Source organism: Paraclostridium dentum (assembly GCF_048568265.1).
Classification (GTDB): domain Bacteria; phylum Bacillota; class Clostridia; order Peptostreptococcales; family Peptostreptococcaceae; genus Paraclostridium; species Paraclostridium dentum.
Genome location: NZ_CP183813.1, coordinates 245,143 through 269,514, shown reverse-complemented (window position 1 = coordinate 269,514; position 24,372 = coordinate 245,143). Strand labels below are relative to the sequence as shown.

Here is a 24,372-nt window from a genome sequence, read left to right as displayed (position 1 = left end):
CCTGTATCAATATTTTTAACAGAAAAATCGACAATAAACTTCACCAGAATTATAGACAATAAAAAAAAATAGTGGTAATATATATGGGCATTAACCAATGCGGGCGGGCGAGGGAACCAAAATAAAGAGGAAGAAAAATGGAACAAAAACTATCAAGCAGTAAATTAGAATCAATTGCAACACAAAGTTTAAAGACAGAGATTTTAGCAGGAATCACAACATTCATAGCCAGCGTGTATATCATAATGACTAATGCATTAATATTATCTGATGCAGGTATAAGTCCAGATGCAGCTATGATAGCCACAGTACTTACATGTACTATATCTACAATTCTTATGGGAGTAATCTCAGATACTCCACTTATATTAGTCCCTGGAATGGGAATAAACTCATTATTTACTTATACTATTGTTCAATCAATGGGATTGTCATGGCAAGAAGCTTTAGCAGCAGTATTAGTGAGTGGTATAATATTCACTTTAATAGCAAGCACAAAGCTAACTACAATTCTTATGAACTCGATACCTAATAACTTAAAACATGCAATAACTACAGGAGTAGGATTTTTAATCTTATTTATAGGACTTCAAAAAAGTGGTCTTGTTGTAGGTAATGAAAATACTATGATAGGTATTGGTAATATCGCAGACAAGGAAACTCTTTTAAGTATAGTAACTTTAATTATCATTTTGATATTAAATATGAAAAACGTACCAGGTAACTTACTTATAAGTATAATAATAGGTACAGTATTATCACTTATTATGGGAGTTACTAGTCTAAGCAGTTTAGATTTTGCAGGATTTAACATGGGTGCTATTAAAGAAGTATTTTTAGGCATGTCATTTAAAAATATTTGGTCTATACCGTTTATGGTAGCCGTATTCTCTATAACAATTGTAATAGTATTTGAAAATATGGGAATTTTATATGGTCAATTAGGAGCTCTAAAAAGAGAAGAAGATTTCCAAAAATCATTTAAGGTAACTGGAATATCTAATATAATAGCTGGAATATGTGGAACAAGTCCAACTATAGTTGCAGCTGAAAACTTCTCAGGGATCAGTGTTGGTGGTAAAAGCAAAGTAGCTGCATTTACATCTGCTACATTATTCTTACTATCATTGTTCTTAATACCTGTATTAAAACTTATACCAGATGGTGTTATAAGTAGTGTTCTTATATTTATAGGAATACTTATGATACAAACTTTCTTTGACCTAGAAAAAGGAGATTTGATAGAAACTATATCTATAATCTTAATGATTACGATAATACCTTTTACTTATAATATTGTAAATGGTATATCTATTGGATTTATAGTTTATACAATTCTTAATTTAGTTATAAATAAAGGGAAAAATGTTTCTGTAGCTATGTACGTACTTAGCGGCTTGTTTATTCTTAACTTTGTAATGAGTACGGTTATGGGAACTATCCATTAACATATAAAAAAAGGCGATCGCTCTAAAATAGGGAGCGCCTTTTTCATTTATATACTATATTATTATTCCTTCGAAGTGATCTACTTCGTGTTGAATAATTTGTGCTGTAAATCCTGTAAATACTTGCTTATGTTTTTTAAAGTTTCTATCTAGGTACTCTACCTCTATTTTTTCATATCTAGTTGTTTTCCTAAATCCTTCTAAAGATAAACAACTCTCCTCAGCTTCATAAGGAATCTCTTTTTTTAGTATAACTGGATTCACCATAGGAATTATCATCTCCCCTACACTAAATACTAGTATACGCTTTTTTACTCCGATCATATTAGCTGCCATTCCTACACAATGGTCTAAATTTGCTCTTAATGTATCTATTAAATCATTTATAACTTCTACATCATCTTTTGTTGCAAGTTCTGATTTTTGTTCTAAAAATAATATATCCTTTACAACTGCTTTTATCATACTTAATAACCTCTCTAATTTATCTAAATTAATATAAGTTTATATTAGTACAAGTATGTATTTCAGTCAAATTATTAAAATATTAATTTTCTTCTACCATATATCTAAGAACAGTTTTTAATTTTGATGCTTCAGTCTTTCTAAAATCTGAAAGATATATTTCTCTATGCGCTTTTGTTTTTATCTTTAAATTATTTTCATTGCAAAACTCTTCCATAACTGAAAAAGTTCTTGGTTCATCATCATAAGGTCCAACGTGAAGCATTTGTACTGAAGTTCCTTCTTTAATATTTTTAAGTTCTACTTTTTCTAATAATGGATTTGACTTTTTCTTTTTTGCAATATCCATAGCTATATTGAAAACTTCTTCATTTACAAAGTCAGGTTGTCTAATCATTAATGTGTAAACTAGCTCGTCCTTGTTAAGAACTTCTTCATCCCTACCTTTTTCAGTTAAGTCCCATATTCCTTCTAATGGATATACTGTGTATTCAAAATATCCTTCTGGGGTAATTCCTTTTTTAGGCATCATTCTTATAGCGTAAGCTAGTGAGTATAGTGTTTCTATAGCTTTTGAGAATCCTTCACTATTTGGGTTTCCTTGCCCTTTTAGAGTTAGGAATTTGAATTCAGGTATTTCTACTATTTGAGGTTTTTCTTTTGGTATGTAATATTCTTTTTCTTTTTTTCTCCATTCATGTTTCATGAATATCCCTCCCTTGCAGTTTTAACTTACTATTTTATAATTTTTTATAAAATTCACTTATTTTCTCTTCATCCCACAAGCTTTTGGCTCCACATATTCAAATTTAAATTTTGAGTATAGTTTATCGGCAGGCTTGTTTGCAATTAAGCAAATATATGCATCTTCATCAGTATTCTGTTCTAAATAAGCATCAATTTCTTTCATAATTATCTGTCCAAAACCTTGGCCTTGGTAGTTAGGATCTACCATAATATCAGAAACAACGTAAGTTATTCCTTTGTCCCCAACTATTCTTCCAAATCCAATCAAATCGTTATTATCCCATAAAGAAACTATAAATAATGAATTTTTTAAAGCTATTTCTGATTTTGTTAAATCTTTTTCGCCCATTCCTGTTCTTAATCTTAGTGAAATATATTCCATTGGTGATGGTGACGTGTATCTTATATCCATATTTCTGGCCTCCTATATAAATTTAATTCTCCTTAATTTCATGATAATCTTATATTGATTCATTGTTTAAATCTGTTCTAATGAATACTTAACATCTGTATTGTATATCCCACCATGATAGCATATAACTCTATCAATATCATAGTTTAATAGCTTTTTAACAGATTTTTTTGCTTCTTTCATATCCAAAGTATACTGAGGGTTTGCCATACACAATTTATTATTTTTAATAACTAAAGCATCTCCAGCTATTAATGTTTTACTTTCCTTGATATAAATTGATATATGCCCTGGCATATGACCTGGAGTTTCAATTATTTCAACACCACCGCAACAATCAATCTTATCCCCATCCTTTAACTCTATATCTACATCTACATTTTCTACTGATTCTAATGTCTTTTGAAAATTAAGTGCCCATTCTTTTTGCTCTTCTGACAAACTATCATATATCGACTCCGCTTGTTGAAGTCTTAATGATTTTTCTTTTCCACTAATATATTTTTCATCTTTTTGTGATGCTAATATTTTCATATTAGTATACTTTGACTTTAACTTAGCAGCTGATCCCCTATGATCAAAATCATGATGAGTTATAATCAACTTTGTTAATTTATTTAAATCTATATTATTTTCGCATGCACATTCTTCTATTATTGATAAAAAATTAGGATACCCACAATCAATTAAAATCATCTCGTTGTCATCTTCTACTATAACTGGATTTATTGTTTGTATACATCCATTAGACTCAAAATTTACATCTAGAACAGTCAATTTACTCATACTTTTGCCTCCATAATTTCCAATTAATTTCTATAGATTATAATTATATCACTTCTCGTTCAAGGTAGTATTGCTATAAATGCTTATGTATTATTCTTAATCATATTCAAAGTACATCTTTTTTTAATTACCTTAAATTTTATATAATATAATAAATATTTTTCCAATTGCTTTAAATAATCCTTTTTCATATTTGTATTTTATAACATAACTAAAAAACACATTGATAAAATTACCAATGTGTTTTTCATAAGTCTAGCTAACATGCTAACTCCAAGAAATAATAACTACTTTTTTTCTAATATAATTTTATGTAATTATATATTACTAAAAAATTCATCTATTTCATCATTTTTATTCTCTGGTGCTCTTTCTAAATATACACTTTTTTCTTTTATTTCTTCTTTGCCTTTTGTTATATAATCTATCTTTTTAACTATATATCCTAAAGTAATTAAAGATATTGTGTAAAATACAAATGGTATAACTGTAACTAAGTAATAATTTATTACTTCTACTATCTCCTTTTTAGGATCAAACCCCTCTTTAACTAAATCTGATATGTAAACATTTGATTTATATATAATAAATATAGTGCTTAGAGCCATTAATGTTGCACATACATATAATATCACTGTAAGCTTTGGTGATTTTTTTATATCTGACGATTTCATAACATTCTCCTATCATATACTTCATTTATTTTATTTTCTGTTATTTATCAGTATTAACTTTTTCCTTTTCGTCTTTTATAAATAATAATTTACCAGATTTTAATCCCCAAATTTCATCAAGGTATGAACACACTTTTTTTGAGTGAGTTACAATGATAACACACTTGTTATGTTTATGAGCTAATGACACTAGAATATCCATAATCTTTTCTTCAGTTTCATTATCAAGATTTCCAGTTGGCTCATCAGCAATTATTATATCTGGATTATGTGATAACGCTCTAGCTATACCGATTCTTTGTTGCTCTCCTCCTGATAAATTTAAAATTTTTCTATTTGCTTTATCAGTATCAATACCTACATCCTGAAGTAAATCATCTATATATTTATCCTTGTTTTCCTGCTTAGAGTTGCTTATATTCATAGATAATAATATATTTTCTTTAGCCGTAGCATTTAATAATAAATTATAACCTTGAAATATAACCCCAATATCCTTTGCTCTGTATAAATCTCTATCTATATTTTTCAAACTATTATCTTTATATAAAACTTCTCCACTTTTACATGTATCAAGCCCTGATATTAATGATAATAAAGTACTTTTACCTGCTCCGGATTTTCCTATTATTCCATATACTTTTCCTTTTTCAAAATCTATATTTATATCATCAAAAACATCTCTCTTAGCACCTTCATATCTATAACTTACATCTTTTAAACTTAGTAAACTCATATTATTAGTTCCTTTCTGTTAGTATTTTTCTTGGTTCATATCTATTTATATATAAAATACCTATACCGGCAGATACTACTCCTAGTAATAATGCTATTAGCGTAATGCTTAAAATAGCTTCTCCACTTAAAAATACATCTAATTTTTCTAACGCTGGTGCTGTTGTACTTGGACCCGCAAACCCAACAGTCATGCTCATTGATTCAGCTTGCTTTTGAGCATCTATTTGTCCTTGCAAAAGCATATTTGAAACTGGTTGAGCTGATATGCTTCCAATAGTTAAACCTATGCTTAAAGAAATAAGTATCATAGATAATGTTTCAAAAATTAAACCTAGTGCAACTTTTCCTTTTTTCATACCCATAGCTCTTAAAACACCTATCTCGTATTTTCTTTCACGGATAGCTAAAATAGAAATTAAAACTAATATACTACCCCCAAAACCTAAAACTAAAGTCATAAATATTTTTGAAATGCTTTTTAATCCTTCTACAGGTTTAACAATACTATTGTAACTACTTGCATCTACAGATAAATCAAATAACTCACTTAACCCCATTTCATGAGCTTCTTTATTAAACTCATCTACTAAATCTGGATCTTTCAAGTAATATTTTGCATCCATAGTAACTAAATCTTCTTCAGATTTTTCATCATATAATTTTAAAGTATCATATGTTGTAATAATCTCATTACTTCTATTTAACATGTGGTGCTTCATTCCGTAATCATTTGACTTTGCACCATCATAATATATCCCTGATATAGTTAAATCTAGTGACTCTAACTTATCTGGATCCTGAGGATTTTTAATTTGCATCTTATCCCCAACCTTTAAGTTATTTAACTTTGCAAACTCCTTACTCACCATAGCCTCATTATTTTTTTGCGGCATTTTTCCTTCTATGATTTTTCTTGTTCCATTTTTAAATTCCTTTTTACCCTCATTACTAAGTCCTCCTAAAATATTTAAGTTTGGACTTTTTTTAAGCTTTGATTTACCACCAATAGCTACAACATTGCTCAAGTTCAAATCATCTGAACCTTCTGGTTGATCTAAAGATTTAATCTTATCACTATAACCACTAAATCCTAAGCTAAATATAGATTCTTTAATATATTTTGATTTAGCAAGCTTTTCTTTAATATCGTTAGATACTCCTTTATTTAGTTCCTCAACTTTACCTTCGTTTATTTTTTCCTGTGTCTTCTCCATATTTGACTGGATAAAAACTTCAGCTCCAAATCTATTTTTATAATCTTTTATTATCTCATTAGATGTTGTATTAATAAGAATAGATATTGCTGTACAAGAAAGTATGGCTGTCATTATAATTCCTAACAATATATTTCGCCCTTTATTCCTCGATAAGTTTTTTAATGCATTTTTAAAAATATACATACAAAATTCTCCTTTTCTTTAGGTTTACTATAAGCAAATTATAATAAATATATTGTTTACTCAATGTTAACCCTATCTATAAAATCTAAAAGTAAATGTTAATTCTTATATTCAGAAAAGGATAAATAAAAACAAGACCCTTTATTTATTTCACTATCCACTACTACTATTCCATTACACAAATCACACACATGTGATACTAAACTTAGCCCTATCCCATATCCATCTTTCTTTAAATCATTAATTCTATATTTATTGTTAAATATGTTATCTATAAAATTTTTTTCCATTCCAATTCCGTTATCTTCTACTTTAATTATTACGCTATTGTATTTATTTCTTACTGATACTCTTATCATTTTATTCTCGCCATACTTTACTGCGTTATCAACCAAATTACTTACTGCCCGATATATCCATCTTTCCTTAGCCAAAATAGTTGTATTATTTTCTTCATCAAAATCAAACTCAATATTTTTATAATTTTTTTGATACATGTCACAAATACTAGCACATATTAAAGAAACATCTACACTAACCATCTCATCTTCAGATTTTAAATCACTTAAAGTTAATACATCGTCTATACTGTCAGCAATATTATCTATCAATTTAATATATTCTTGATTGTTGTCTATTTCTAAATTAGTCCTTAATATAGCAATAGCATTTTTTTGTTCATGGGATAAATAAGAGTTTAATTTTTTATAGTCCTCTAAATTTTGTTTGAACTTTTCCTTTATATTTTCATAAGCTATTCCAAAAGTTTTACTTACTAAATATGGATTAAAATCATCATCAAGTTCATTTAAATTTTTCACAATATTTTCGATTTCTTTATCATGAATCTTATTTAATACTATCCATAATATTAAAGATGATAATATTAAAACAAAGAAAAATATTAGAACTATACTTAATATGTCTTTAAATCCTAGCTTCAGATAAGCTCTTCCGATTTCAGCTACATCTACTAACTTACTTGTGCCTGTCATTTTATGACTTTCAAAGTTTTCATTGTACTCTTTTGAATTTAGATAACTACCTTCTTTTAGTGCTCTATATATTAAATTTTCTTCGTTAGATACAGAAGTACTAACAATAATAGCTTTGGTATCTTTTATATTTGTTTTAGTTTCTAGATTATTAAATGATCCTTTTATTTTATATAATCCAACGCCTATAACAAGTGATAGTATTAATGAATATATTATTATAACTAGTCCACTTTTAAAGTTTACTCTACGCATAAACAATAACCCTTTCCTCTAACATTAACTAAAACTTCTTGCCCTTGTATATTTTTCAATTTATTTTTTAGCCTTGATATATGTACTCTTAGTACTGATGAAAATGGATCAAAGTTTTCGTCATATACATGCTCTACAATTTCCTCGCTAGAAACAACTGCAGGGTGTTTATAGCAGATGTACTCTAATATATCAAACTCTTTTATTGCAAGTATTACCTCTTTATCATCTATATACACAGTACGATTTACTGGATTAAGCTTTAAAGTTCCAATGTTTATAATTGGATTTGTTCGCCCGTGGAATCTTCTTATTACTGCATGAATTCTTGCTCTAACTTCTAATAGTTGAAATGGCTTTGTTATATAATCATCTGCTCCATTATCTAATCCTATTGCTAAATCTGATACATTATCTCTTGCTGTTATTATTATTATTGGTGTGTCTATTGATTTTTTTCTAAGGTATTTTAGTACTTCTATTCCATCAGTATCCGGAAGGTTTAAATCTAGTAATATAACATCATATTCATTAATACTTGCTTTCTCCTCTCCTTCTTCTCCTGTATTTGATATATCTACTTTAAAGTTCATATTTTCTAACCCTTTTTTCATTGAGTTTGACAGTTCTATATTATCTTCTATAACTAGTAATCTCATTTTTAGCTCTCCTTATAAATCAATAAATTAAAATTTTATATCATTATACTTTATCATATATAATGTTTATTAAAAGTTAACTGTTTAATCAAAAACTCTTATTTCTATTAATTAATATCCTCTCTACATAGATTTGTACACAATATCATAGAAGGTATCATCTATATTCTAAACATAAAAAAAATAAAAAATGAAAAAATATGATAATAAATATTTTTTTATTCGTTATATATGGTGTAAAAGCTTTTACAACTGGAGGTTAACATTAAATGAAATGTAATGAAAATAACTATATAAAAAGGTTTAAAAAAAGAAAAGAGGATTCTTTAGAATTTATAGTAGATAAATATTTACCTTTAGTAAAGGGGGTAAGTTATAAGATACTTTCTCCTTTGCAAAATGACGGAATTATAGAAGAGTGTATTAATGATACTTTTCTTTCTGTATGGAATAATTCTAAAAAATTCACTGGGGAAAACAAGGATTTTAAGAAATGGATATGCGCAATAGCTAAATTTAAAGCAATTGACTATTACAGGAAAGAGATAAAAAAATCAGAGGTTGTATTCGATGATATAAGCCATGTAGAAAAAAATACAGTTGAAGATGAGTTAATTTCTACTGAAAATAGAGAAGAGTTAGTTAAAGCAATAAATAAATTAGATGATATTAGTAGAGATATATTTGTTATGAAATTTTTTCTAGGAATGAAATCAGAAGATATTGCTTTGAAGTTATCTATTACAAAAGCAAGTGTAGATAACCGGATATGTAGGGGTAGAAAGAAACTTAAAGAAAATTATAAGATTTCATAGGAGGTTAAATTAATATGAAAGATATATATGAACTATTAAATAATATAAATATAGATGAAAGTGAGTTTGTAGAGATGAATGTAAATGATATAGAGAAAACAAAGGTAAAAAAAAGACTAAAGAAATCCGCTAGAAAGAATAGCTATGTTAATGGGTTAAAAGTAGCCTCTGTAGCCATTTTAAGTGTAGGGTTATTGGGAACAACAAGCTTAGGCCAAAAAGCATTTGCTAACATAAATGAATTTTTCTATGACATATCTACCCAATTAGGAATAAACAAAGGACTAGATGACTATAAAAAGGTTGTAGGAGAATCTATCACTAAAGATGGAGTTACAGTAAGCTTAAATGAGGTTGTAGTAGATAAAGACCAATTAATAGTTACTCAAACTATAAAATCTAAAGATAAAATAGAATATGGTTATGCTTCACCCAACACAAAAATATTTATAAATGGAAAAGAAATTAAATCTGATGCCGGAGGGTCAGCTCAACCCATAGATGATAATACAGTAGAGTTATTTATGTACTATAAGCTAGATACAAAGTTAACTGGTGATATAGATGTGAGAATGGAAATTTCAAGTATAGACTTTATGAACGGTGAAAAAGAAGAAACTAAACAAGGCCCTTGGATGTTTGAATTCAAAACTAATGCAAAAATAGTTAAAGATACTAAAGAAGTAAAACTTGATGAAAGTTTTAAACTTGAAAATGGACAAACTATAAAGTTAGAAAAATACACAAGTAATGACTTAGCTAAAGAGATAAAATTCTCTAAAGATTTTAACGGTAATGATTACGATATGCTTCTTAAAGGTACAGATAATTTAGGTCACAATGTGGAGTTTAGACTAAATGATAATTATGAAGATAAAGGTACTTTTAAAATAGTTCCTTATGGAGATACTGGAGATCTTAATGAAAATTCAAAAGAGTTAAAGCTTACTGCATATGCATATAAAATTTCAGATGGAAATATAAATGGTGATTATAAAAAAGTAAGTGATGAATTTACTATAAAATTACCTAAATAATTAGTTTTAAAAAGTATCCCAACAATTTAAAAATGTAGTTACTAAGTTTTCACACTTAATAACTACATTTTATTTAATAGAATATTATTTTATATCTACTTATTTTCAGCTAATACTTGTTGATAAGCATCAGTATCTGTGTAAATTTCATCCTTTATTGGATTAAGTTTATTTTTTCTTACCTTATTAAATTGATAAATTGCTAAAGCTGCATTCACAGCTAAAGATATTAAACTTACCACAAAGAACGCTGTCTTGTTATGTGTTGTAGGAACTGGTGCTATCCTATCAGCAAACTGAGGAACAGTCATAACAAACATAATCCAAAGAGCTAATGTTTGAGCACGATGTTGTAACCAAGCTCCTTTTTTTATAAAGAAAGTTGGTATTGTACATGAAAGTAATAAAGCTGCTCCACAATAAATTGAGTGGTCTGATATACAGTTATAAGTATAAGCAAAGTTCCATACATCATAAGCTATAACCCATGTCCATATCATATCTGGCCATATCATATCCTTTGTTTTATCTTTAGATATAAATATTCCATAACAACCACAAATTGTAACTATATTTAATAACCCAGCTATACCATTCATAATATTCCAAGGTCCAGATATCGTCCAAAGATTATCTACAACTCCACCATCAGTTAATCCATAAGTGAAAATTTGAAAGTCTCTAATAGAAGCTTCAAATATATTTAATGCTAAAATAATCGCTGGAAGAGCCAGTGCCCATTTTTTCTTCTGTAACGATGGAATATATCTAAGAGCCATAAACCAAACACACCCAGCAAGTGCCGAATAAGTTTTCACCCAGTTAAACCAAGTTCCTGTTCCATATTCATTGCCTGGTGCTGCTGTAGTTGGCCAAACAAAAATAGTTAAAAATGTAGGTACTATTATAAATAATAATATTCCCGTCCATTTTGTTGATCTTCCAAGTTCATTAAATGCCATCAATGCAAGTAATACAAATAGGAAAATTCCCCATCCTTCAAAGGTCATTTTTTCATATAAAATTCCCATAATGCACCCCTAATCTATTTTATTTTAATTTTATTTTGCAAATACATCCTTAACTTTCTTTCCTATTATTCTACCTTTTCTTCTTATAACATTTTTAACTACTGCTGGTTTTAAATCTTCATAAGCTACACCTTCTGCATCATATTTTCTTACTAATGATATAGCGTCAAACTTACACTTTGTAGTACATTGGCCACAACCTACGCACATATATTCATCTACAACAGTAGCTCCACAACCTAAACATCTTTCTGTTTCTTTTTTCATTTGTTCTTCTGTAAAAGTAAGACGCATATCTTTGAAAGATTCTTTTGCATCTACGCCAGATTTATGACTTGGTCTTTGTCTTGGCATATTGTCATATCCTTCTAATTGTAAGCTTTTCTTATCAAATTCATGATAATCTCTTCTATCACGTCCATTTACTAAACTTTGTCCCGGCTGAACAAAACGGTGAATTGATATAGCTCCTTGCTTACCTGCTGCTATTGCATCTATTGCAAATCTAGGACCAGTATATGAATCTCCTCCAGCAAATATATCAGGTTCATTTGTTTGATAAGTAAATCCATCAGCTTTTATTGTGTTATTAGGATTTAACTCTGCTTTACTTCCTTTAAGTAAATCACCCCAGTCAATACTTTGACCTACTGAAATTAGAACATAATCAGCATCTACTACTTTTAAATTATCTTCATCAAATACCGGAGAGAATCTTCCGTTTTCATCAAATACTGAAACACATTTTTTAAATTCAACCCCTACTACTTTTCCTTCTTCTACAATTATTCTATTAGGTCCCCAAGAGTTATTTATTACTATATCCTCTTCTAAAGCTTCTTCTATTTCTTCTTCTAAAGCAGGCATTTGTTCACGATTTTCTAAGCAGAACATATCTATACTATCTGCACCTACTCTTGTTGCATTTCTTGCAACATCTATCGCAACATTTCCTCCACCTATAACAACTACTTTTCCATTTAGTTTTACATCTTCACCTAAGTTAACATCACGTACAAATTCTACTCCTGGTATAACACCTTCTGCATCTTCACCTTCTATATTTAATCTTCTACCAGCTTGTGCCCCGATTGCTAAATAGAAAGCTTTATATCCATCTTTTCTTAATTCATCTAATGTAACATCCTTACCTACTTCTATACCTGTTTTAAATTCTACACCCATTTGTCTTAGTATTTCTATTTCAGCATTAACTACTTCTTTTTCCAATCTGAAAGAAGGAATTCCTAAAGTTAACATACCACCAAGAGCTTTTTGTTTTTCAAATACTGTTACCTTGTATCCATCTATTGATAAGTAATATGCACATGAAAGTCCTGCAGGTCCTCCACCTATTATGGCAATCTTCTTACCGTAATTATGTCTCTTTTTAGGAACGAATCTATGCTCTTCTTTTAAATCTTGTTCAGCTACAAACTTTTTAATCTCGTCTATAGCTATTGGTGAATCTATATCTCCTCTTGTGCATGCTGATTCACACTTTCTTGGGCAAATACGACCACATATAGCTGGAAATGGATTTTCTTGTTTTATAAGTTCTAAAGCTTCTTTGTATCTTCCTTGTGAAGCAAGTTTAATGTATCCTTGAACAGCTATATGCGCAGGGCATGCAGTCTTACATGGACTTGTTCCACTTTCTACTACATCTTCTCTATTAATTCTATAATCTTCATTCCATCTCTCTGGTCCCCAGTTAGTATTTCTTGGCGTTTCTTTTCTTTCTATTTTGTCTACGATAGGTTTGCTAGAACATAATTTTTGACCAAGTTTTAAAGCATTAGTTGGACAGTTAACTACACACTCTCCACAAGCAACACACTTATCTTTATCTACTTTAGATACATAGTTAGAACGTACCATATCAGTATTTGCAAACATATTTCCACCCTTAAGTGCTAAACAAGAACATCCACAGCAATTGCATATTGCATGAGTTTTTCCTGATCCATCTAAGTTTGGTATTTGGTGCATTAACCCATTTTCTTCAGCTCTTTTTATTATTTCAAAAGCTTCTTCTCTAGTTATTTTTTTACCTCTACCTGTTCTTATGTAGTATTCAGCTGCATGGCCTAATTGAATACACATATCTTCTTTTAGATGTCCGCATCCTTCTCCCATACTTTCTCTTGCTGTACGACATGAACAGTCTGATACAGAGAATTTATCACTCTCATTTAAATATTTTGATATTTCCTCATATGAAGCTCTTCTTGTTTCCCCATCTATTGCAGTTTCTATTGGAATAACACGCATAAGCCCTACGCCTGGAGGAAAACTTCCTGTAGACCTTGGTCCATTTTCCACACCATAATCATGAAATGCTTTAGGAATTTGTGGATATTTTTTAGCCTGTGCCTTATTATTAACCATCATTTCCATAATTCCTGGTACCCAAGTTTCATACCAGAAAGTATCTACACCATCTATTTCATTAACGAAAACTACCCCTATTTCTGATAATTCTAATAGTAACTCTGTACACTTCTCAACACTCTTACCACATAAAGGTGCGACTTTCTCAGCCGTTGTTTTCTTTCTAATCTCCATACAAAGTAAAACTTCTGCCATTTCGTCTGTTACAACTGGCTCTAAAATTCTATAACGTGCATCATTTTCACCAAAGTACCCTCTAGACCCTGGTTTCTTTCCACTAACTTGGTTTGCAAATTGAAGAACCTTTTCTTTAACTGCCATCTTAATCCCCCTAAAAATTATAATTTTTATATTATATTAATTATTCCAAGCCTTTACTTCTTCTCTTATCCAATTAGCCCATTCATCGATACCTTCACCAGTTTTGGCTGATATCTCTATAACTTTTGCATTTGGATTTCGTCTTTTAATGTATTCTTTAACTAAGTCTATATCAAAGTCAAAATACTCTATAGCATCAATTTTGTTTATTAAAACCACATCCACTACTGAAAATATTAATGGATATTTTAAAGGTTTATCATGTCCCTCTGGTACGCTAAGTATCATAGCATTTTTCGAAGAACCAGTATCAAATTCTGCTGGACACACTAAATTCCCCACATTTTCTAATATTACAAAGTCCACATCATCTGTTCCAAGTTCTACTAAACCTTGCTTAGTCATATCTGCATCTAAATGACACATTCCACCTGTATGTAACTGTATTACCTTTGCACCTGTTTTTGAAACAGTGTCAGCATCAACATCTGAATCTATATCAGCTTCCATAACCCCTATTTTCATATCATCTTTTAAAGCTTCAATAGTTCTTAAAACTGTTGTAGTCTTCCCTGAACCAGGAGAAGACATTAAATTTAATAAAAAAGTGTTATCTTTCTTTAAATCAGATCTAAGTAAATCTGCTTGTTCATCATTGTTCTTAAACACACTTTCCTTTATCTCGATAACTTTATACTTTTCCATAAACTTACCCCCTAATATTTATTGATATTGTTAAAAGTATTTAGTATATTTACAATCAATCATTTTACTTTGATTAATCTTATATTATCATTTGTTAACTTTGTAATATTCCATACAGAATTAATTTCACCGAATCACATTCTGTAATTAAAATATATCATCTTTACCATATTTTGTAAATGTATACATGTCGTTTTCATTTGATTTCTTTCACAACTTTTCATTATATATTTACTTTTTTTATGCTATACTAAATAATTATATAATTTACTGTATTCACATTGCAGTGCTATAGAAAGGTATTTGTCATGAAAAAATTAAATAATAGACAAAAACAAGCTATTGCAACCAAACTTAGAATTACACAAGTAGCAACTGAACTTTTTAAATTAAATGGATTTGATAGTGTAAAAATTCAAGATATCTGCCAAGCTGCAGAAATTTCAATAGGGGCTTTTTATCATCATTTTAAATCAAAAGCAGAAATAATAAACACGGCTTATGAGCAAGTTGATATTTTAGTATTAGATAGACTTGAAACAAAAGATTTAGATTCAAATCTTGATAAATTATTATTTTTATTAGGTGAAGGTGCTATTGTTATGGAAGAACTTGGTTGGGTATTTGTAAGTGAAATATATAAAAATTTACTTTCAATAGAATCAAAGTATTCTACTAAACCTGACCGTTATATAGCATTAGAAGTTAGATCTATTATAGAAGATTCACTAAAAAGTGGTGAGTTAAATAGCTCAATTTCTTCATTTGATTTGACTATGATAATTATGAGAATATCTAGAGGTACCATATTTGACTGGTGTCTTCATGAAGGAAGTTATGATCTTAAATCTAGAATGGAATTTGAATTAAACTTACTTCTTTCTAATTTTAAAACTGAAAAATTAGATTAAAAAAAGTCGCTAATTAAGCGACTTTTTTCATTTTAAGTACAATAATATTTATCCTTCAACAGCTTCCAAAGCATTATTCTGTTTCTCGCTTATACGCAATACGATATTGTCTGGATCAACTTGTAATTCAATTTTGTCACTCTGTAGTTCAGGAATTTCTCCAACAGTTATAACATTACCTGCCTTCATTCCATCAACGTCAATAGTTATAGTATCAATCATATATTTAGGTAAAGATGTATATGGAATTTCAAGCTGCATTTTCTCCACTACCCCTTGGATTTTCGCATCATTGACAACAATAATATGAATTACACTGTTTACTTTTTCATTTGCACTTAATGCTTGAAAACTGATATTTAAAATTTCATCGTTCACTCTATTCAGTGATTTTTCCTTGATTTGTACCGGCATTGTTTGTCCTTCAATATTCATCAACACTTTACTACCTTCACGATTTAGTCGAATCAATCTGCGTGCAACAGATTCTTCCATTTGAATAGATATTGGATCTTGCAAAGATTTCCCGAATACATTTCCAGGAACCAACCCGAGTCGTCTCATTTTTTTTGCCTTTAAATTAAAATTACGTTTTTGAACATTAATAGTTTCCATTTTGTTTCCTCCTAATTATTTTATAATATATGCCTAATTGCAACGCAGTACGTTACAATGAAACAATCGATAGAAGTTAAATTATTTAAACTAGACTGTCAAAAGTACTTCAAAGTAAAAGTCTTAATATTTTTTTGAACCGTAATAAAAAAAAGACTCTTCATACAACGCAATAAGCGCGATACTAAAAGCCCTTCTCTAAAGACGGTTCTTTTTTATTTACAATTTTAATTATAGTATATAGCAGTTACGACCCAAAATCAAGGCAACCATTTTCCTATTCATGTATACTTTTCTTGAAATTACATATAAATTCCCTTGTAATAAAAAAAGTATTGATTAAAAAATCAATACTTTTCTCATAAATTTCAATGGTTAGCCTAATCATACTTAGACTCAAATTATTTTGCCAACCACATTTTAATTTTTACTTTTATTTTTATTTGTAAATTTAGCTTTACTTTTATTACCATTATTTCTGCTAGGTCTTTTTCTGCCTCTATTGTTCTTATTTGCTGATACAGTTATATCCTCTGCACTAGATGCAAAGCTGTGATTTTCTACAACTTCAATCTTTTTGTTTATAAGTTTTTCTATAGCCTTATAAAGATCTCTTTCTTCCATTGCACAAAATGCTGTTGCTCTACCACTTCTTCCCGCTCTTCCTGTTCTTCCGATTCTATGAACATAAGTCTCTGCAACTTCTGGTAAATCATAATTTATTACATATGGTAGGTCGTCAATATCAATTCCTCTTGCAGCTATATCAGTTGCTACCAGTACTCTAATCTTACCTTCTTTAAAATCATTTAATGCTAGCTGTCTTGCATTTTGTGACTTATTTCCATGTATTGCAGCAGCACTTATTGATGATGATATTAACTGTTGTGTTATTTTATTTGCTCCATGTTTTGTTCTTGAAAATACAAGTACAGATTCTTTTGGATTACTTTTTAATAACTCTATAAGTAAGTTTGTCTTTTGTTTTTTACTTACAAAGTAAATATTTTGGTCAACCATCTCAGTTGTTGATGAAACTGGTGCAACCTCTACTCTAACTGGATTTTTAAATATTGAATCTGCTAATTTTGATATTTCCTTTGGCATAGTAGCTGAGAAGAATATATTTTGTCTAACCTTTGGAAGGTAACTCATTATTCTTTTTACATCATGTATCATACCCATATCTAACATGCTGTCAGCTTCATCTAAAACAAAGTGTTTAACATCATTTAATTTTAAGAATTTTTGATTATATAAATCAAGCATTCTACCTGGAGTTGCTATTAGTATATCTACACCTTGCTTTAATGCTTTAGTTTGAGGATTTTGAGATACACCTCCAAATATAACTAAACTTTTTATATTTGTATGTCTTGCATAAGCTGCAAAGTTTTCTTCTATTTGTATTGCTAATTCTCTTGTAGGTGCTAGTATTACCGCTTTTATAGTTCTTTTACCTTTTAGTGATTTTTTATCATTATATATTTGTTGTATTATAGGTATTGCAAAAGATGCTGTTTTACCAGTACCTGTCTGTGCACATCCTAATAAATCTCTACCTTCTAATAATGGTGTTATTGACTTTGATTGTATTGGTGTTGGGTTTAAATATCCTTCTTCCTTTAGTGCTTTTTGTATTGGTTTAATTATGTCTAAATCTGTAAATAGCATTTATATCTCCTTTTTGTTTCCTTTTATATTAATCTAAATTGTTTACAAAATAAAATAAACACTTCCTATGCCATTTAATATCTAAACATAAAAAGTGCTTATCTTTTTTATTATACATCATATTCTTTAAAATAACGATATATATATTTATAATTTACTACTTAATTTTTAATTATTTTAGTTTATTTTCTAAATTTTTTCTTCTATTATCTAATGGGTTTAAATTTATATGATGAACTCTTTCTTCTTCACTAGGTTTCATTATTACATCTTCCATATATACCTTACCACCTGGAATATGTGCTATTACACTAGGCTGTTTATGTCCTTTTGAATATATCCATGTATACTTCTTATTTACTACTCTATCTAAATCTTTAACTGATACTAATGCCTTTGCTTGTGGCTTTCCATATCTATCTTTTAGTATTATAGCTACTGTTTCATCGTCTATATTCTCATATTCATTTTTTTCTCTTCGATTAACAATCTCTAAATTAGATTTTCTATTATCTAGTGTATCTCCATTTATATGTCTAATTGGAGCTGATGATTGAGTATCTAATATTACTGATTGAATGTTTCTTTTAGTACTCTTAACTTTTTTATTTTCTTTAGTTGTAGTTATATTTTGAACTAAATAACTATTAAAGTCTTTATGCCATTCAGCAAACCAAACTCCCATAGCTTGTACCTTTTCTAAATCTTCTGTATCTATTTTAGCTATAAGTTCAGATCCATTCTTTTTAAGTATTGTTATGTTAGTAACTGAACCTTGACTCTCATAATTATTTTTTGTTGTTTTGTAATTATTTATGATAATCACCTCTATCTTTAAATTAGTGTTATTTAAGTTTAACAGAATTTATTGATAAAAGCTAATAAGTTTTTTTATATCAATTAATACATACTTAGTATCTTATATATTTATTTTACTTTTATATATGTAAATTGTTTTATTTACTTATAATTGTATATGTATTCATAGAATTTAATGGTACTGTATTTAAATATGTCTCTCCTGTCTTATTAAAGAAAACTGCATATGTTATACCATTATTACTTCCATCTCTTACACCTTGAACTTGTATAACTCCTTTATCTGGAACACTTATTTTAACTGGCTTATGTCTAATTGAAAAAGGAGCTCCTTGTGCTACTCCATCAATAAACACTTGAACATAGTCATTATCTTCTACTTGTGAAAAGTTCCATATCGATATTTCTAAGTTTCCAACCCCTCCTGCAATTTCTAATGTTGCATTCTTAGGTTCAAGTTTTAAATCTTTTTTACTTAGTAAATCACCTTCAACTACATTTTCAATAGCCCCTGAAGTTAAGTTATCTCTAAATACCTCCTTTGGAGTATGGGAAAACATAACATAAAATATAAAAATTACTAAAAACAGTCCTCCTACAACTTTTCTAAACTTTTTCATAGAAGGGTTTATATAATCATCTTTCTCTTCCTCATCTTCAAACCTTTTATACGAACTTTCATCAATATCCTCTTGTGCACCTTCAGAGTTTTTATTTTCTTTATATAAATTTATGTCAGATTGATTTTCTAACTCAATTTTATTATTCTCTTTAAATCTTTTCATAATATCCTCCGTTAACTAAGTTCTTCATTATAGTTTTGCATTTTTTCCTCGCTCTCTAGCATAGTTTCTGAAAGAGGCTTTTTCTTATAATACATCGATATAAATACTCTCCAAAGTATTAATGAAATTACAAAAGATACTATCCCAAAAATTTTTCTACCTGGAGTTAATTCCATGTAACTCCAGTTTAATATTTCAGCTCCTATACCAATAAACATATTCGATATTGTAAGATACTTAAGGGCTTCAAATAATGATGGGAAAATACTATAAATCCTCCTTAAAGCTCTAAATCTTAATGATATATACATAAGCATTGTAATTGCTATAAGTAAAGTTATATATTCTCCATAAACTGTAAACCCAGTACTTATTATTTTATAAGCATCTATAATAGTCATAATCGGAAATAATATAGATATAAGTACAAGTAAAGGTATACATAATATACCATATGCTAGTGTTATAATATTGCTTATTATATTTGATATAAATTTCATACTATCACCTCTTTATCTATAAATTAACCTTTGATACATCACACGCTTCAATAGTGATAAGATGCTCTTTAGTTAGGTTATCAATTTTTTCAAGTCTAACAGCTTGGTTTCTTACTGCTTTTTCAAACATATTTCTAACATATCTACCGTTTCCAAAATCAGATACCTTACATGCTTCTTCAAATATATCTTTAATTTTCAATTTAGATTCTTCAGTAAGTACATACCCTTTTCCTTTAAATAATTTGTCTGCAATAATTGATAAATCACTAACTGAGTAATCTTTAAATTCTATAATATTTGCAAATCTAGACTTTAATCCTGGGTTAGTATCTAAGAACTTATCCATGTCATCACTGTATCCTGCTAATATCACTAATAAGTTATCTCTATTATCATCCATTCCTTTTACTAACGTGTCTATAGCTTCTTTACCAAATCCACTACCACTTCCGGCATCTTGAGCTAGTGCATAAGCTTCATCTATAAATAATATTCCTCCAAGAGCTGACTCTAATTTTTCTTTAGTTTTTATAGCAGTTTGACCAACATATCCTGCAACCAATCCACTTCTATCTGTCTCTATAAACGTCTGACTACTTAACACACCAATATTATGTAAAACTTCACCAACAATTCTAGCCATAGTAGTTTTACCCGTTCCTGGATTCCCTTTAAATATCATATGAAGTGTTTGTGATTCATCTACAGGTAAACCTAAAGTTTTTCTTTGCTCTCTTATTTTTAATTGTGCTTGTAAACTTTTTATAAATTCTTTAACTTCTTCAAGTCCTACAACCTCATTCAATTTTGAGTCTAAATCAAATGTTTCTTTCGATTTATCATAAACATCAAAATCTTCTTCAGCTAATAATATTACAGAATTTTCATCGATCACATCCATGTCTGCTATCCTTGTTGATTGATTTCTTATTGTCCTTTCAATAATATTTCTTACCATTCTTCCATTACCAGAATTCTGCCCACTCTTTTGTTTTTCTTTTCTTATAGCTAATTCAAGTTCATCTTCTGAATTTCCAGCTAATATAAATCCTTTATTATGTATCATTTTTTTACCTATTTCAATTAATTCATCTATTTCATAATCCTTAAAGTTAACGCTCATCGGAAATCTAGATCTAAGACCTGAGTTAGTATTTAAGAAATCTTTCATCTCTTTATCGTAACCAGCAAGTATTACAACTATATCTTCTCTAAAATCTTCTATCAGCTTTACTAAAGTATCAACAGCTTCTTTACCTAAAGGATCATTTTCAGATGACATTAATGCATATGCCTCATCTATAAATAAAACACCTCCTAATGCTGACTTAAATACTTCTGTTGTTTTTTTACTAGTCTCTCCTGCATATTGACCTACTAAAGAGTTTCTATCTACTTCTATAACTTGACCAGACTTTAATATTCCCATTTTACTCATAAGGTTCCCTATAAGTCTTGCAACTGTAGTTTTACCTGTTCCTGGATTTCCAGTAAATATCATATTAAGAGATTGAGATGATTCTACACTTACTCCAAGCTGCTTTCTTTTTTCTTTTGCAATCAGTTGCTTTTCTAAATCTCTAACAAATTGTTTTACATCTTCTAATCCAACAATATTATTTAACTCTTCTTCAATTTTAAATTCTTCTTTTTTATCTAATCCAAAATCACTTTCTGTTAGATTATTTATTTCTTCATTACTTATATCATTTTCGTCTAGTTTAGCTAATCTATTAGATTGATTAGTTATAGCCTGTTCTATTATATTTCTAGCTAATCTTCCGTTACCACTATCATTTTTACCTTTTATTTGCTTACCTTCAAACAGTTCTAATAAACTCTCATCTAAATTTTCATCTATTATATATCCATTTGACTTTGCAATAACCCTTGATATATCTAATAATTCCCTTGGTGAATAATCTTCAAATTCAATATTATAGTTAAATCTAGATTTAAGACCACTATTTGTTTTTAAGAAATCTTCCATTTCCTCACTATATCCAGCTAATATAACAACTAAATTATCTCTATTATCCTCAACAGCTTTTACAATTGTATCTACTGCCTCTATTCCAAAAATATCATTTTCATCTCTAGCAATAGCATAAGCTTCATCTATAAATAAAACTCCTCCCATAGCTGAGTTTACCTTACTCATTGTTTTTTGAGCTGTTTCTCCAACATATTGACCTACTAAATCATTTCTAGAAACTTCAACTAAATGACCACTTGATAAATATCCAAATGCTTTTAGGTATTTAGCCATTATCCTAGCCATTGTAGTTTTACCCGTTCCTGGATTTCCAGTAAATATCATATGTAAAGATAATTTAGCTTCTTTCGAACCTTTACTTTTTCTTAAATTTTGAACTTTTATATTATCATCTAATTTCTTTATAAATTCTTTTACAGTTGATAATCCTATTATATTCTCAAGTTCTTTATTTAAATCTTCGATACTATCATTATCATTGGTTTTAATTACAGAATATAAATTTATTGATTCTACTTCATTGGCTATTGTTAAAGAATTATTCTCTTCTTTTATCTTATATGTATAATCGGTACTTATTTTTCCTGTTAACTCTAATTCAACTATCGGAGTGTATATGTAGTTTTTAATATATTCTTCTAAGCCATGTGCTCCTCTGTTTTTGTCAAAGTTGTTTAGTACGTGATTTAAAACCATTTCATCAAATTCTATATTTATTTGAAGATTGTTATTTATTTTTGTTTGATAATCATTTAATATAAATTTGCATATTAATGATAAACTTTCCTCATTAAGATTTATTGTATTTATTATGTCATTTACTTTTTTCATAAAATTATTAGAAAATGCACTTCTTATATCTTCTTCTGTCTTTTCAGTTATAAATACTAAGTATTTTCCATTAACTAATATTTCATCCGTAGTATTTAAGGCAAGATTACCCTTACCTGTAACATCTACCATTTGACCTAATTGTTCTATGTATCTTCTATTTAATTTAAGTTTTTCATCTACAACAAGTTGTGTAAGTAAATCTAAAGCACTTTGATGGCACTTTTCAAAGTTATCAAATACAATAATTTGCTCACTACTATATAAAGCATTATATAAATCCGATAAAAACAAATTATCTGAATCGCTTTCAAGTTTGTACTTAGCTAAATCTATAGAATGTATTCCACTTTTTTTAATGAGTTTATTTTCTTTTAAAAATCTACCTATTGCCTTAACTGATAAATGTCTTCCTGAACCAGTGGGACCTGTTATAAATACTGTATTTTTCACACCATCTTCTTTTCCATATGCAAACGGTCTTTTAAAAGCAATTATTAATTTAGATATATAATCATTTTGGCCAAGAACATACTCTGAAAGTGTGCTCTCAATTGAATTAAAGATTGTATCTAACTCTTGTTTTTTTGTAATAGTATTTGATTTTACACTATTGCTAGTTGCTGTTTGATTAATTAAAGGTTTAGTGGGTTTACTTGGTATACTTTGAGCTGAATCAAAATTAGTAATATTTGATGTGCTAGGTTTAGCCTTATTACTTATTTTGTTTTTCATATTAATATTTGTTTTTTCTAATGTCCTTTTATTTTTCTTGAAATGATCTTTATCTATTATTCCAACCTCTTTTATATGATCTATAACTTGAATTTCAGGAAATAAAATTCTTAATAGTTTAGATTTAGGCATGTTTGAATTTCCCCCTCAATTTTATTGTTTTAAAGTTTCCTAATATATTTTACCATAAGTTTCCATATTAAATGTTATTTTATCATTTATATTAATTTTATAATATTTAAATAAATAATTTGCATGAATCTAATCAATCTTATTCTTTAGCTCTCTTTATATATGATTTACATTATATGTCTTATATTTTTAAGATTTATTCAAATATATATAGTTGCTTGTGTTGCCTGTAAATGTACATCTTATATCTTTAAGTGTAAATAATAGTAAAACTTAATACAGAATCAAGTTTCTTAAGGCTTTACATAAAAAAAGATATTAACTAAATAGTCAATATCTTTGATTGCTATACAGATTGTTAAGTTCTTCAATACTCAAAGTTTTTATGGTAGTTATATGCCATGTAACAGCTATACCAACCATAACTAAAAACATTTTAATGCAAATTGATTTCATAAGTAATATAGAAATACTTAGTGTTAACCATAG

The 24,372-nt window shown here is 28.5% G+C and carries 22 protein-coding genes; 4 read left to right on the top strand and 18 right to left on the bottom strand.

From position 1 onward, the window contains the following. The first annotated feature begins 137 nt into the window (after nucleotides 1-137). Nucleotides 138-1,448 carry an NCS2 family permease gene (locus ACN6I1_RS01200; RefSeq protein ID WP_220796137.1) on the top strand — a complete coding sequence of 437 codons (1,311 nt, stop codon included), beginning with the start codon at nucleotides 138-140 and terminating at the stop codon, nucleotides 1,446-1,448. Nucleotides 1,449-1,502: 54 nt separating this feature from the next. Here ACN6I1_RS01200 and ACN6I1_RS01195 read toward each other — a convergent pair whose 3' ends face one another. The 9 genes from ACN6I1_RS01195 to ACN6I1_RS01155 all read right to left on the bottom strand — a co-directional run bounded on the left by ACN6I1_RS01195 (nucleotide 1,503) and on the right by ACN6I1_RS01155 (nucleotide 8,579). Next, nucleotides 1,503-1,913, bottom strand: coding sequence for a peptide deformylase (locus ACN6I1_RS01195; RefSeq protein WP_021434058.1), 411 nt, complete (start codon nucleotides 1,911-1,913; stop codon nucleotides 1,503-1,505). A gap of 82 nt (nucleotides 1,914-1,995) precedes the next feature. Beyond that, nucleotides 1,996-2,619, bottom strand: a complete 624-nt coding sequence (locus ACN6I1_RS01190; RefSeq protein ID WP_419742439.1) for a GyrI-like domain-containing protein — start codon at nucleotides 2,617-2,619, stop codon at nucleotides 1,996-1,998. A 57-nt stretch (nucleotides 2,620-2,676) separates the two neighbouring features. Next, nucleotides 2,677-3,072, bottom strand: a complete 396-nt coding sequence (locus ACN6I1_RS01185; protein WP_419742438.1) for a GNAT family N-acetyltransferase — start codon at nucleotides 3,070-3,072, stop codon at nucleotides 2,677-2,679. Between the two features lie 66 nt (nucleotides 3,073-3,138). Beyond that, nucleotides 3,139-3,858, bottom strand: a complete 720-nt coding sequence (locus ACN6I1_RS01180; RefSeq protein WP_419742437.1) for an MBL fold metallo-hydrolase — start codon at nucleotides 3,856-3,858, stop codon at nucleotides 3,139-3,141. 317 nt (nucleotides 3,859-4,175) lie between these two features. Further along, on the bottom strand, nucleotides 4,176-4,532 hold the full coding sequence (locus ACN6I1_RS01175; RefSeq protein WP_419742436.1) for a hypothetical protein: 357 nt from the start codon (nucleotides 4,530-4,532) through the stop codon (nucleotides 4,176-4,178). A 40-nt stretch (nucleotides 4,533-4,572) separates the two neighbouring features. Beyond that, nucleotides 4,573-5,268, bottom strand: coding sequence for an ABC transporter ATP-binding protein (locus ACN6I1_RS01170; RefSeq protein ID WP_419742435.1), 696 nt, complete (start codon nucleotides 5,266-5,268; stop codon nucleotides 4,573-4,575). Between the two features lie 4 nt (nucleotides 5,269-5,272). Further along, nucleotides 5,273-6,670 (bottom strand): ABC transporter permease, encoded by a 1,398-nt coding sequence (locus ACN6I1_RS01165; RefSeq protein ID WP_419742434.1) that lies wholly within the window; start codon nucleotides 6,668-6,670, stop codon nucleotides 5,273-5,275. A 98-nt stretch (nucleotides 6,671-6,768) separates the two neighbouring features. Next, nucleotides 6,769-7,920 (bottom strand): sensor histidine kinase, encoded by a 1,152-nt coding sequence (locus ACN6I1_RS01160; RefSeq protein WP_419742433.1) that lies wholly within the window; start codon nucleotides 7,918-7,920, stop codon nucleotides 6,769-6,771. Further along, nucleotides 7,908-8,579: a response regulator transcription factor gene (locus ACN6I1_RS01155; RefSeq protein WP_261813290.1), complete on the bottom strand. Its 672-nt coding sequence runs from the start codon at nucleotides 8,577-8,579 to the stop codon at nucleotides 7,908-7,910. Before ACN6I1_RS01155 ends, ACN6I1_RS01160 begins: the two co-directional genes overlap by 13 nt. A gap of 269 nt (nucleotides 8,580-8,848) precedes the next feature. On the opposite strand from ACN6I1_RS01155, the gene ACN6I1_RS01150 reads away from it, so the two are divergent. Further along, nucleotides 8,849-9,394, top strand: a complete 546-nt coding sequence (locus ACN6I1_RS01150) for a sigma-70 family RNA polymerase sigma factor (protein ID WP_419742432.1) — start codon at nucleotides 8,849-8,851, stop codon at nucleotides 9,392-9,394. Nucleotides 9,395-9,408: 14 nt separating this feature from the next. After that, nucleotides 9,409-10,431, top strand: a complete 1,023-nt coding sequence (locus tag ACN6I1_RS01145) for a DUF4179 domain-containing protein (RefSeq protein WP_419742431.1) — start codon at nucleotides 9,409-9,411, stop codon at nucleotides 10,429-10,431. A gap of 95 nt (nucleotides 10,432-10,526) precedes the next feature. Here ACN6I1_RS01145 and ACN6I1_RS01140 read toward each other — a convergent pair whose 3' ends face one another. From ACN6I1_RS01140 to hypB, 3 genes are read right to left on the bottom strand one after another with little or no spacing between them, the layout of a single operon-like run. Beyond that, nucleotides 10,527-11,462, bottom strand: coding sequence for a DUF5692 family protein (locus tag ACN6I1_RS01140; protein ID WP_419742430.1), 936 nt, complete (start codon nucleotides 11,460-11,462; stop codon nucleotides 10,527-10,529). A 30-nt stretch (nucleotides 11,463-11,492) separates the two neighbouring features. Then, nucleotides 11,493-14,177, bottom strand: coding sequence for an FAD-dependent oxidoreductase (locus ACN6I1_RS01135; protein WP_419742429.1), 2,685 nt, complete (start codon nucleotides 14,175-14,177; stop codon nucleotides 11,493-11,495). A gap of 36 nt (nucleotides 14,178-14,213) precedes the next feature. Next, nucleotides 14,214-14,882, bottom strand: a complete 669-nt coding sequence (gene hypB, locus ACN6I1_RS01130; protein ID WP_419742428.1) for a hydrogenase nickel incorporation protein HypB — start codon at nucleotides 14,880-14,882, stop codon at nucleotides 14,214-14,216. A 308-nt stretch (nucleotides 14,883-15,190) separates the two neighbouring features. On the opposite strand from hypB, the gene ACN6I1_RS01125 reads away from it, so the two are divergent. Next, the gene (locus ACN6I1_RS01125) at nucleotides 15,191-15,793 is read left to right on the top strand and encodes a TetR/AcrR family transcriptional regulator (RefSeq protein WP_419742427.1); all 603 of its coding nucleotides are present in this window, start codon (nucleotides 15,191-15,193) and stop codon (nucleotides 15,791-15,793) included. 48 nt (nucleotides 15,794-15,841) lie between these two features. Here ACN6I1_RS01125 and ACN6I1_RS01120 read toward each other — a convergent pair whose 3' ends face one another. The 6 genes from ACN6I1_RS01120 to ACN6I1_RS01095 form a co-directional block, all read right to left on the bottom strand. Beyond that, nucleotides 15,842-16,408 carry a 50S ribosomal protein L25/general stress protein Ctc gene (locus tag ACN6I1_RS01120; protein WP_419742426.1) on the bottom strand — a complete coding sequence of 189 codons (567 nt, stop codon included), beginning with the start codon at nucleotides 16,406-16,408 and terminating at the stop codon, nucleotides 15,842-15,844. Nucleotides 16,409-16,828: 420 nt separating this feature from the next. Continuing rightward, the gene (locus tag ACN6I1_RS01115) at nucleotides 16,829-18,082 is read right to left on the bottom strand and encodes a DEAD/DEAH box helicase (protein WP_168932367.1); all 1,254 of its coding nucleotides are present in this window, start codon (nucleotides 18,080-18,082) and stop codon (nucleotides 16,829-16,831) included. A 172-nt stretch (nucleotides 18,083-18,254) separates the two neighbouring features. Further along, nucleotides 18,255-18,908 (bottom strand): hypothetical protein, encoded by a 654-nt coding sequence (locus tag ACN6I1_RS01110; RefSeq protein WP_332841262.1) that lies wholly within the window; start codon nucleotides 18,906-18,908, stop codon nucleotides 18,255-18,257. A 130-nt stretch (nucleotides 18,909-19,038) separates the two neighbouring features. Next, entirely contained in the window at nucleotides 19,039-19,686 is a 648-nt protein-coding gene (locus tag ACN6I1_RS01105; protein ID WP_419742425.1) for a hypothetical protein, read from the bottom strand. Between the two features lie 11 nt (nucleotides 19,687-19,697). Next, the gene (locus tag ACN6I1_RS01100; protein ID WP_419742424.1) at nucleotides 19,698-20,186 is read right to left on the bottom strand and encodes a hypothetical protein; all 489 of its coding nucleotides are present in this window, start codon (nucleotides 20,184-20,186) and stop codon (nucleotides 19,698-19,700) included. A gap of 16 nt (nucleotides 20,187-20,202) precedes the next feature. Further along, nucleotides 20,203-23,883, bottom strand: a complete 3,681-nt coding sequence (locus tag ACN6I1_RS01095; protein ID WP_419742423.1) for an AAA family ATPase — start codon at nucleotides 23,881-23,883, stop codon at nucleotides 20,203-20,205. Nucleotides 23,884-24,372 lie beyond the last annotated feature (489 nt).